Here is an 11260-nt window from a genome sequence, read left to right on the forward strand (position 1 = left end):
AGATGTTTGATGCCTGCCGTGCATATACCTACCACTCAATACGTTGAACGCCGCCGTCAATTGATGGCGCAGTTACCAGCCGATAGTGTTGTGCTGATCCCCGCGGCCAAAGAGCTGACCCGTTCTGCCGATACCGAATTCATGTTCCGTCAGGACAGTTACTTCTATTACCTGACTGGTTTTAATGAGCCCGACGCGTTGCTGGTATTGAAGCCAGATGCTGAACAAGCGGTCACGCTATTCTGCCGCGAGAAAGATAAGCTAGCTGAGGTTTGGCAAGGTCGCCGATTGGGCGTTGAAGCGGCAGTTGATACGCTGCAAGTTGATGCAGCTTTTACGCTTGCCGAAGTTGACGAACAACTGCGTGAACTGGTGAACGGAACCTCGCAATTGTGGTACCCCGATGGGCTATATGCCGACTGGGACGAGTACGTTCAGAATCTGATTAAAACCTTGCGGCAAGGGCCTAAACGTGGCTGGCAAGCGCCATCAATGCGCCGAGATGTTCGCGGTTTGCTTGATGAAATGCGACTCTACAAAGACCAACATGAGCTGGCCATCATGGAGCAAGCGGCAACGCTTTCTGCCAACGCTCACTGCCGTGCAATGGAAAAAGCCTACCCGGGCATCCATGAATATCAGCTCGAAGCTGAAATTCATCATGAATTTGCTCGTAACGGGGCTCGCTTTCCGGCCTACAACAGCATTGTTGGCGGCGGTGCCAATGCCTGTATTTTGCATTACACCGAAAATCAGGATGCCATTGCTGACGGTGATTTAGTGCTTATTGATGCCGGTTGTGAGCTGGCAGGGTATGCCGCTGATATTACCCGCACCTTTCCCGTTAACGGTACTTTCAGTGACGAACAAGCTGCTTTGTATCAAATCGTGCTGGAAGCGCAATATGCTGCGTTGGCCGAAGTTAAACCCGGTAGCAATTTCCACCAAGCGAATCAGGCAGCCGTTGCCGTGGTGACCCAAGGTTTGCTGAGCTTAGGAATTCTGCAAGGCGAACTAGACGACTTGATTGCCAATGATGCCCACAAGCCATTTTTAATGCACGGCATTGGTCACTGGCTGGGGTTAGATGTGCACGATGTAGGGGATTATCAGCGAACCGATGGCAAGCAGTTACGGGCATTTAAAGCCGGTATGGTGCTTACCATTGAACCTGGAATTTATATTGATGACAGCCATGATGTTGATCCCAAGTGGCACAACATTGGTATTCGAATTGAAGACAATGTGGTGATCACCGATAACGGCCATCAACTACTGACCGGCGATGTGCCCAAAGACATTGATGCCATTGAGCAGTTAATGGCAAGCGCCAAAGGCGCTTAATCACCGTTTCTAGTTAAGGATTAACAACCATTACCATGAGCGCGACCACGTCTCCTGCAGCAGCCAAGCAACCTACCGATTACGATGTGATCATCGCCGGCGGCGGTTTGGCTGGGTTGTCGCTGGCGTACGCGCTACAGCAGGTGTTGCCTTGGCGAATCGCCGTTATTGAGGCGAAGCCTCTACCAACTGGCGCTGTGCCTGCAACACCAAGCAGCCATTATGATGAGCGAGTGTTAGCACTATCAGCCATGACAGTGCGCATATTAAAAGCACTTAACCTCTGGTCGACGTTAGCCAATAAAGGCTACCCGATTCGACACATTCACGTGTCTGATGAAGGAAACTACGGCAAAGTTCGGCTCGATGCAGAACAACAAAGCGGTGCCACTGAATTTGGCCAAGTGCTAGCTGCACGCCATCTCGGTGAGCATTTACAACATCAGGCCGAACAGGCTGCCCTCGACTGGTTTCGCCCCGCTCATATTGAATCAACCTCGGTGCTTGCTGATCATCGAGAGGTGAAACTCAACACCGGCGATACCCTAAGGTGTCAATTGCTGGTAGTTGCGGATGGCGGTGAGTCTAATACGTGTGACGTGTTGGGAATCGAAGCTGAAGAGCATGATTATCAGCATGTGGCTGTCATCGCCAATATCACCACCGATAAACCCCATAATGGTTTGGCGGTAGAGCGCTTTACCGCCAATGGCCCGCTTGCTTTGTTACCCATGACCGAACAACGCCGTTCGCTGGTGTGGACCTTGCCGCCAGAGCGGGCAGCTGAAGTGGTCAAACTTTCCGAACAAGCATTCAGTGAGCAACTACAGCAAGCCATGGGGTATCGTCATGGCTTAATTACGCAAGTGGGCAGTCGACAGAGTTACCCGCTCAAGCGTCGCTTAGTCACTCATGCCGGATTACCGCGCGCAGTGATCATTGGTAATGCGGCGCACGCGCTGCATCCGATTGCAGGGCAGGGCTTTAATCTTGCCCTACGCGATGTGATGGAGCTGGCCATGCAACTGAACAAGCGCGGCGTCCAAGCCGATATTGGTACGCCCTCGGTGATCCAGCATTACCAGCAACAACGGCAGGGCGACCAAATTAAAGTCGCCAATGCAACACATGCGTTGGCAACACTATTTTCCAATGATTTGCCTCCACTCAAGTGGGCGCGCAATCTTGGCCTGGTGGCCATGTCACATGTTCCGCCAGCACAGCAATGGTTGGTGAATCAAGCCATGGGTGTTTCGGCGCTTTCAGAAATTGTTGAAGGCTGGTCCACCGGTAAATCTGAAAATGCGAAAGGAAGCTAATGCAAAGCGTTGATATCGTCATTATTGGCGGCGGTATGGTGGGCTTGAGTGCCGCCATTGGCTGTGCTCGTTTGGGTTATCAAGTGGTTGTGGTCGATCAAGCAAAGCCACCACAAGCTGCCAGCGATGTCATCGCCAACAGAGTGTCAGCCATTAGTGCCGCGAGTCAGCGTTGGCTTACCCAGCTCGATAGTTGGGCCGGAATTGAAGCGCAGCGGGCAACGGCCTACCAAACCATGGCGGTGTGGCAAGCGGATCAGCTAGGCGAGCTGCACATGGATGCCAACGAGTTGGGGCAACCTGCCTTGGGCCATATTGTTGAAAACCAGGTGGTGACCTATGCCTTATTTCAACAAGCGCAGCAGCAAACCAACTTACAGTTGCTTTATCAAAGCCAGTGCCAGCAGTTACACCTGAACGAGCGAGAAGCATGGTTGGCGTTAGAAGGCGGCCAAATGATTGGTGCGCAACTGGTGATCTGCGCCGATGGAGCAAATTCTTGGGGGCGACAACAAGCAAACTTGCCGCTCACTTTTCGCGATTATGGTCATCATGCCATTGTTGCGACTGTGCGAACTGAGCAGCCGCATCAACACTGTGCTCGACAAGCCTTTACTGCCGCCGGACCGCTGGCATTTTTGCCTCTGCATGATGAGCATTTGTGCTCCATTGTTTGGTCTATTCCGCCCGCGCAGGCTGAGCAATTAATGGCGCTGCCAGATGACGGCTTTAATCGTAAGCTTACCGCGGCGTTTGATGCCCAGCTTGGCTTGTGCCGCGTTGAAGGTGAACGTGCCGCCATTCCTCTCACCATGCGTTATGCTCGCCGTTGGTTGAAACATCGTTTGGTACTCATGGGCGATGCCGCTCACACCATTCACCCGCTGGCAGGGCAAGGTGTCAACTTGGGCTTTGCCGATGCCGCTGCGTTTGTGGCGGAATTAGCTCAGTTGACCGAAGCGTCAGCAGAATCATTAGACTTGGGCGAGCAGCAGCACTGGCGCTCGTACGAACGTCAACGCAAAACGGCGGCCGTTGAGATGATTGCGGCAATGGAAGGTATTAAGCAGGCCTTTTCATTACAAGCGTCACCGTTGCGAGGCATCATTGGCGCGGGCATGAATCTCGTCAATCAACTCAGCCCGGTTAAAAATGCCTTAGTCAAAAAGGCGATGGGGCTTTAAATAATGCGCATTGAATTGCGACCCGCTCGCTCTTTGCTCTGAGCCTGTCGAAGGGGGCAAAGCGCTGCTTATCAACAACTCCCAACTCTACCCCTGCAATCGAAGCTTAATGAATTGCGCTAATTTCTCGGCCGCTTGTGGGTGCGACGTTTTTTGACTAAACAAACAAATCTTAATTTTGCCAAGCTCAGGCAGGCTTGAGTGATGAATTAGTTTTAGTTCTTTCGGCACACTGGTTCGTGCCAGCGCTGTGACTCCCAAACCCTGTTGAATCGCCGCCGTTAAGCCATATAAGTCCGCATTGGTATAAGCAATGCGCCAGGCCGTTTTTTGTTGCTGCAAGCGGTTTAAAGCGCGGCTCCGGTAAACGCAACCATCGGGAGCCAACACCAAGGGTAATTGATTTTTCGGCAACGAATGGCGGCCTGAGCCAACCCACACCAAGTCGTCTTCCAATACCAACTCACCATCGGTTTGTTGTTCCGGATTAAGCAGCGCAAGAATCAAATCAAACTGCTCGCTTTGTGTGCCAACGGGCGCCTCGCTTAATAAGTCTCGGCTTAGTGAGGAGGTGATCTCAAGGGCAACATCGGGGTAAAGCTGATTAAACTCACCAATAATGCCGGGCAATAGCGTGGTCGCAAATTCACTCGGGATCCCCAGTCTTAATCGGCCACGAAGCGGCGTTTCACGAAAGTGATTAAACAATTCATCATTCATGGCCAGCATGGCGTGTGCTTTTTTATAAAGGAATAAACCGTCTTGATTGGGCACATGACGCTGGCCTTGTTTGGTAAACAAGGCTTTGCCTAGCTGCTCTTCGAGCTTTTTTATTTGCAGACTAATTGCGGGTTGAGAGCGCCCGAGTTTATTCCCAGCTTTGGCGTAGCCACCCAATTCGATCACGGTAACCAGGGTTCTGAGGTTGTCTAAAGAAAGTGGGCGCATAAGTAGTGCAGCTTTTAATAACAAATTTTAATGAAGGGATTGTCATACATTAACAAAACTTATGTAAGTATAAAAACTTCCAATTTGTTTGCCACACTAGCCATTCATATACTTTTCGCCCTAATCCTTGTACGAGTAACATCATGACGCAACAAACCGCCTTGTATCAGCAGCATGTTAACTGCAACGCCAAACTGGTTGATTTTCATGGCTGGGAAATGCCAATTCACTATGGCTCTCAGCTAGATGAACATCATCAGGTTCGTAACGATGCGGGCATGTTTGATGTTTCCCACATGACCATCGTGGATGTTAAAGGCGAGCAGGCCAAAGCATATTTGCAGGTGCTGCTGGCGAATGATGTTGCCAAACTAAAAGTGACCGGCAAGGCGCTGTATTCCGGCATGCTCAACGAGCAAGGCGGGGTGATTGACGACCTCATCGTGTACTTCTTTGCCGATGATGATTATCGCGTTGTGGTTAACTCGGCCACGCGTGAAAAAGATCTGAACTGGATGCTCAAGGTTGCCGAGCCGTTTGCCGTTGAATTAACCGAGCAAGCTGATCTGGCAATGATCGCGGTGCAAGGCCCAAATGCCAAAGCAAAGGCGCAAACCGTATTCTCCGCCGAACAACAAGCTGCCGTTGCTGACATGAAGCCATTCTTTGGTGTTCAAGCTGGTGACTTATTCATCGCCACCACCGGTTATACCGGTGAAGCTGGCTACGAAATCATCGTACCCGCCGCTCAAGCAGGTGACCTTTGGCAAGCCTTACTCGATGCCGAGGTAAAACCGGCTGGTTTAGGTGCACGTGATACCTTGCGCTTAGAAGCTGGTATGAACTTATATGGCCAAGACATGGACGAAACTGTGTCGCCACTGGCTGCCAACATGGGCTGGACAATTTGTTGGGAAAACCCACAACGCGCTTTTGTTGGTCGCGCCGTGCTTGAAAAGCAACGCGCCGAGGGTACGGACAAATTAGTGGGCCTCGTGATGACAGAAAAAGGCGTGCTACGCGCCGGACAAGCCGTGCGCTTAGCCGAAGATCAAGCGCCGGTTGGCGTGATCACCAGCGGCACTTTTTCGCCAACCTTAGGCCACGCCATTGCAATGGCTCGCGTGCCAGCAGAAGCCGGTGAAACCGTACAAGTGGAAATGCGCAAAAAGTGGGTTACAGTAAAACGAGTCAAACCTGTCTTTGTGCGAAACGGCAAAGCCGTCTAACTAATTTACCGGCCTCGGCCACATCAATTTAAAAGCATATTGCTAAGTAAGGAAAACAACCATGAGTAGCATTCCAGCTGAGCTGAAATATACCTCCTCTCACGAATGGGTTCGTAAAGAAGAAGATGGTAGCTATACCATTGGTATCACCGAGCATGCACAAGAGCTGCTGGGCGATATGGTCTTCGTTGAACTGCCAGAAGTTGGTGAAGAAGTGAATGCCAGCGACGACGTTGCCGTTGCTGAATCTGTTAAAGCCGCCTCCGACGTGTACTCACCATTAACGGGTGAAATCATGGCCGTGAACGAAGATCTGGAAGATTCACCCGAGCTGGTGAACTCAGACGCTTTTGGTGATGGCTGGTTGTTCCGCATTATGCCAACTGATTTAGCTGAGCTTGACGATCTGCTTGACGCCGATGGCTACCAAGAAGTGATCGACGACGAGTAATCGCCGACTCGAATTTAATGTTGTAACCCCAGCCGCTTGGCTGGGGTTTTTACATTCTTACCAGAGCTAACACCTAAATAACTAAATACATTCGTTGGCTTTATTGCTGTTGGAGAGGAGCAAGCCAAAGGCTTTGCTCCCAGTTTTTATGACGGGTAGTACCATGACAAACGCTTCGCTTTCTGCACTTGAACAAAAGCAGGATTTCATTCGCCGCCATATCGGCCCAGGCGCTGCTGAGCAGCAAGCTATGTTGGCTAATTTAGGCGTAGACTCGGTTGATGCCTTAATTGAGCAAACTGTGCCTGCTGACATTCGCCTGCCAGCCCCTTTGCAAATTGGTGAGGCGCGCACAGAAGTTGAAGCGCTGAGTTACCTCAAATCACTGGCCCAGCAAAACCAAGTGTTTCGTAGCCACATCGGCATGGGCTACCACAACACCCATACGCCCAACGTTATTCTGCGCAACGTATTAGAAAATCCAGGCTGGTACACCGCTTACACGCCATATCAACCAGAAATCGCCCAAGGCCGATTGGAAATGTTGCTGAACTTCCAGCAAATGACCATGGACTTGAGCGGCTTAGATCTGGCCTCGGCCTCATTACTAGATGAATCGACCGCCGCTGCCGAAGCCATGGCGCTGGCCAAACGCGTGTCAAAAAACAAAAAGTGCAACACCTTCTTCATTGCCGATGATGTGCACCCGCAAACCATTGATGTAGTGAAAACCCGCGCCGAAGCATTTGGCTTTGATATTGAAGTTGGCCCGTGGCAGCAAGCCGGTGAGCACAATGTGTTTGGTGCCTTACTGCAGTACCCAGGAAGCACGGGGCAGGTGAATGATCTGACCGACGTGATTGCCGCCGTTCAGGCACAAAAGGGTATTGTTGCCGTCGCTGCCGACATTCTCGCTTTAATGCTGCTCAAATCGCCAGGTAGCATGGGCGCAGACGTCGTGCTGGGCTCTGCCCAACGCTTTGGTGTGCCTATGGGCTACGGTGGCCCACACGCCGCCTTCTTTGCCTCTCGTGATGCTTACAAGCGCTCACTACCGGGCCGCATCATTGGCGTGTCTAAAGATGCCTCTGGCAATGTGGCTCTGCGCATGGCAATGCAAACTCGCGAGCAACACATCCGCCGAGAAAAAGCCAACTCCAACATTTGTACGGCGCAGGTACTGCTGGCCAACATGGCCGCTTTTTACGCCATTTATCATGGCCCCGAAGGGCTCAAAACCATCGCCAATCGGGTACATCGCTTAACCAGTATTTTGGCATTGGGGCTAACCCAAGGTGGCCTGAAACTCGCCAACACGAGCTGGTTCGACACCTTGCTGGTGGCTGTAGATGATCAAGGTGCCACCATTGAAGCTGCCGCCGCCAAACGCATTAACTTACGCGCTGATGTGGCCGGTCATGTGGGTATTTCACTTGATGAAACCACCACCGCCGCAGATGTAGCCGAGTTGTTTGATATTTTACTGGCTGATAATCACAGCGCCTCGGTACAAGTGCTCGACAGCCAAGTCATAGCCGGCGCTGATGTGATTCCGGCAGCTCTACAGCGTCAAGATGACGTGCTGACGTTGCCAGTATTTAACCGCTATCACTCTGAAACCGAGATGCTGCGTTACATCAAGCGCTTGGAAAACAAAGATCTGGCACTCAACCACTCGATGATCTCGCTTGGCTCTTGCACCATGAAGCTCAATGCCACCGCAGAGATGATTCCAGTGACCTGGCCTGAGTTTGGCCAACTGCACCCATTCTGCCCACGTGAGCAAGCCAAAGGCTACGACGCGATGATGGAAGAGCTGAGTGACTGGCTGATCAACATCACCGGTTACGATGCCTTACTGATGCAACCAAACTCCGGTGCTCAGGGCGAATACGCGGGTTTGTTAGCCATTCGCAAATACCATGAAAGCCGTGGCGACAGTCACCGCAACATTTGTTTGATTCCGCAGTCTGCCCACGGTACTAACCCGGCCTCGGCGCAAATGGCCAGCATGAAAGTGGTGGTGGTTGCCTGTGATGGTGACGGTAATATCGACTTGGCCGACTTGCGTGAAAAAGCCGAGGCCATGGCCGATCAACTCAGCTGTTTGATGGTCACCTACCCATCAACTCACGGTGTGTATGAAGAAACCATTCGCGAGGTGTGCGACATCGTTCACGCCAATGGTGGTCAGGTTTATCTCGACGGCGCCAATATGAATGCGCAAGTTGGGCTTACCTCGCCGGGCTTTATCGGTGCCGACGTGTCGCACCTGAACTTGCATAAAACCTTCTGTATTCCTCACGGCGGCGGCGGCCCGGGCATGGGCCCAATTGGTGTGAAACAACACTTAGCACCGTTTGTTGCCGGTCATGCCGTGATCAAAATGGACGGCGAGCACAAAGACAACGGCGCGGTCTCTGCCGCACCATATGGCTCGGCCAGCATTCTGCCAATTAGCTGGGCATATATTGCCATGATGGGCAGTGAAGGGCTGAAACAAGCTACGGAAATTGCCATTTTGAACGCCAACTATCTGGCGAATCGACTGAAAGAGCACTTCCCAATCTTGTACACCGGCACCAATGGGCGTGTGGCGCACGAATGTATCCTAGACATTCGCCCGCTGAAAGAAGCCTCAGGCATTACCGAAATGGACATTGCCAAGCGTTTGATGGATTACGGTTTCCACGCGCCAACCATGAGCTTCCCTGTTGCTGGCACCTTAATGGTTGAACCTACTGAATCTGAATCGCAGGCCGAACTAGATCGCTTTGCCGATACCATGATTGCCATTCGCAATGAGATCAGCAAAGTTACATCAGGTGAATGGTCGCTAGACGACAACCCGCTGGTTCACGCACCACATACACAACAAAATGTGATGGGAGACTGGGCGCACAGCTATAGCCGAGAGACTGCGGTGTTCCCATTAGCCGATGTGGCCAATAACAAGTTCTGGCCAACAGTTAACCGCATTGACGACGTTCATGGCGACCGGAATTTAGTTTGCTCGTGCGCCCCCATCTCGGACTATGAGTAACGTTGAGTTTTTGACCACGACAATTGAAATTGGAAGCTGACTTATCCTTGGTTTCTACAAAAGCGAGTACTGCGAAAGTGGTACTCGCTTTTTTAATGCACTTTGCTCCAAGCCGCGTTACAGAGCTAGCTCGAACAACATCTCGTCACGCCGGATAGCCGTGCTGATAATAGGCGGCTCAATTCAGGTATCAATACAGCTGCATGTACATACAGGTATATGTTGCATTTGCCCTCTCTAGCGAAAATCGCTTCCTATTATGTAAAACTGCCCGTTCTCGATAAAAATGACCTTAATCACTAACTGATTGATTAACCGTTGAAAAAAACTTAGCGTTGAGCATTTAATAGGAAACAAATTTGGTCTCGATAAATCAGGTCTCGCTTTGTTTTGCAAAGATTGTTCGTAGCAAACGAGTTGGAACCACCTTAAGTACGAAGAATCAGTGGGTTAGGGTTGAGACGAAAAGGGTTAATTTAGCGGGTGCTGATTTACATATGCGGCATTCTCGATAATAAGCGTTATAAAGCAAGGAGGCATCGGAGTTTTGGAAACGCATTTTGTATTTACTTCTTCTAAAGGACTAATTGAATCAGCAGAATATCTTTTGGCACACACTGAAGATAACGACGCACTCTTTAATTCTAATAAGTACTCCTTTATCTTAGTTGCAGCCGCTTCATTAGAGAGCTTACTCAATGAAGGTATCATCTCATGGGCTTTTCAGCTTTTCCCTAAAGGGGATCACAAAAGACATGCAACTGCATTCCTTTCAATGAACTTAGGTAAAAAATTAGATGCACTAGGGTTCCTTTTATCATCCGGTAAGTTCATTACAGACAATGAAAGTAAATTTTATCAAACGTTAGTTAACTTGATAAAACTTCGAAATGAAGTGGCGCATAGCAAAGACTTTTATAAAGAAGCGGACATTGATTATGGTGAGCCAGATGAAGATGGTGGCAGAAGTTTTCGTTTACCTTATGATATTTCCAAATTAATGAATAATCACCCTCTAAGTATTGAGCAAGAAAAATGTCAATTCATTGTGTCGTCATTGAAGCACTTAGAAGCTGTATTACGTGAAGAAATAGAACATTCAAAAACAGAATTGTTTAAAGCTTTATAACAAGCCAATTAAGGCGGGACTGCTAACAGCTTGCTCAGTTTCGCTTCGCTACACATTTTAGCAAGCTATTATCAGCCCCTTATTGGGGCGTTATAAGCCAAGATGAATCGTAAAAAATTATTACTTCAATATTTGCTAATTTATCCAGCATACAACGTATTGGGAATGGCCGTTGGTACAGTGATTTTGTATCTTTTATTCTCTTGGAGCGTTGATTATGCAAAGACATTTTTTTATGTATCATCGGTTGTTCTGATTGTAATATTTTATGCCTTAAATATTTCCACCATTATTCATATGCTTGTATCTGGTGGCAAAGGTAGTTTTAAGTAATGGCTTATAACAAACCACTTAAGGCACTCGCTTTGCTCGTTGGGACGCTAACACATGGGCTGCGTCACTTCGTTCCTAATTTTAGCCCATGTATTAGCGCCCCTTAGTGGGGCGCTGGGGGATCCCCTCATAATTTAGGCATTCCCGTTTGATGAACCAGCCTGATGTAATGCCCAATTGCCCAGCGTATATCTGCGCTGCTAATTGGGTAATCCCGCCATCGTTTTCTTACCTCCCGCCCTAGCCGAATCAAAGATAAAACTCGCCTGTGGCGTATCGT

At 49.8% G+C, this 11260-nt stretch carries 8 protein-coding genes and 1 pseudogene; 7 read left to right on the plus strand and 2 right to left on the minus strand.

Annotated features, from left to right (window positions below):
* Positions 1–9: 9 nt before the first annotated feature.
* From pepP to K0504_RS16730, 3 genes are read left to right on the plus strand one after another with little or no spacing between them, the layout of a single operon-like run.
* Entirely contained in the window at positions 10–1344 is a 1335-nt protein-coding gene (pepP, locus tag K0504_RS16720; RefSeq protein ID WP_220105303.1) for a Xaa-Pro aminopeptidase, read from the plus strand.
* Between the two features lie 35 nt (positions 1345–1379).
* Positions 1380–2663, plus strand: coding sequence for a 2-octaprenyl-6-methoxyphenyl hydroxylase (gene ubiH / locus K0504_RS16725; protein WP_220105304.1), 1284 nt, complete (start codon positions 1380–1382; stop codon positions 2661–2663).
* Positions 2663–3847 carry an FAD-dependent oxidoreductase gene (locus K0504_RS16730; protein ID WP_220105305.1) on the plus strand — a complete coding sequence of 395 codons (1185 nt, stop codon included), beginning with the start codon at positions 2663–2665 and terminating at the stop codon, positions 3845–3847. Before ubiH ends, K0504_RS16730 begins: the two co-directional genes overlap by 1 nt.
* An 87-nt stretch (positions 3848–3934) precedes the next feature.
* Here the strand turns inward: K0504_RS16730 and K0504_RS16735 are convergent, their stop codons facing one another.
* Entirely contained in the window at positions 3935–4795 is an 861-nt protein-coding gene (locus K0504_RS16735; RefSeq protein WP_220105306.1) for a LysR family transcriptional regulator, read from the minus strand.
* A 143-nt stretch (positions 4796–4938) separates the two neighbouring features.
* Between K0504_RS16735 and gcvT the strand changes: the two genes are divergently transcribed.
* The 4 genes from gcvT (at position 4939) to K0504_RS16755 (ending at position 10647) form a co-directional block, all read left to right on the plus strand.
* Positions 4939–6024, plus strand: a complete 1086-nt coding sequence (gene gcvT, locus K0504_RS16740; protein ID WP_220105307.1) for a glycine cleavage system aminomethyltransferase GcvT — start codon at positions 4939–4941, stop codon at positions 6022–6024.
* A gap of 61 nt (positions 6025–6085) precedes the next feature.
* Positions 6086–6475, plus strand: coding sequence for a glycine cleavage system protein GcvH (gcvH, locus tag K0504_RS16745; RefSeq protein WP_220105308.1), 390 nt, complete (start codon positions 6086–6088; stop codon positions 6473–6475).
* 163 nt (positions 6476–6638) lie between these two features.
* Positions 6639–9518 (plus strand): aminomethyl-transferring glycine dehydrogenase, encoded by a 2880-nt coding sequence (gene gcvP / locus K0504_RS16750; protein WP_220105309.1) that lies wholly within the window; start codon positions 6639–6641, stop codon positions 9516–9518.
* 547 nt (positions 9519–10065) lie between these two features.
* Positions 10066–10647, plus strand: a complete 582-nt coding sequence (locus K0504_RS16755; RefSeq protein ID WP_220105310.1) for a hypothetical protein — start codon at positions 10066–10068, stop codon at positions 10645–10647.
* Between the two features lie 460 nt (positions 10648–11107).
* Here K0504_RS16755 and K0504_RS18440 read toward each other — a convergent pair.
* Positions 11108–11260 (minus strand): annotated as a pseudogene (locus tag K0504_RS18440) (IS4 family transposase); the annotation flags it as partial.

This window comes from Neiella holothuriorum (assembly GCF_019457915.1).
Lineage (GTDB): Bacteria > Pseudomonadota > Gammaproteobacteria > Enterobacterales > Neiellaceae > Neiella > Neiella holothuriorum.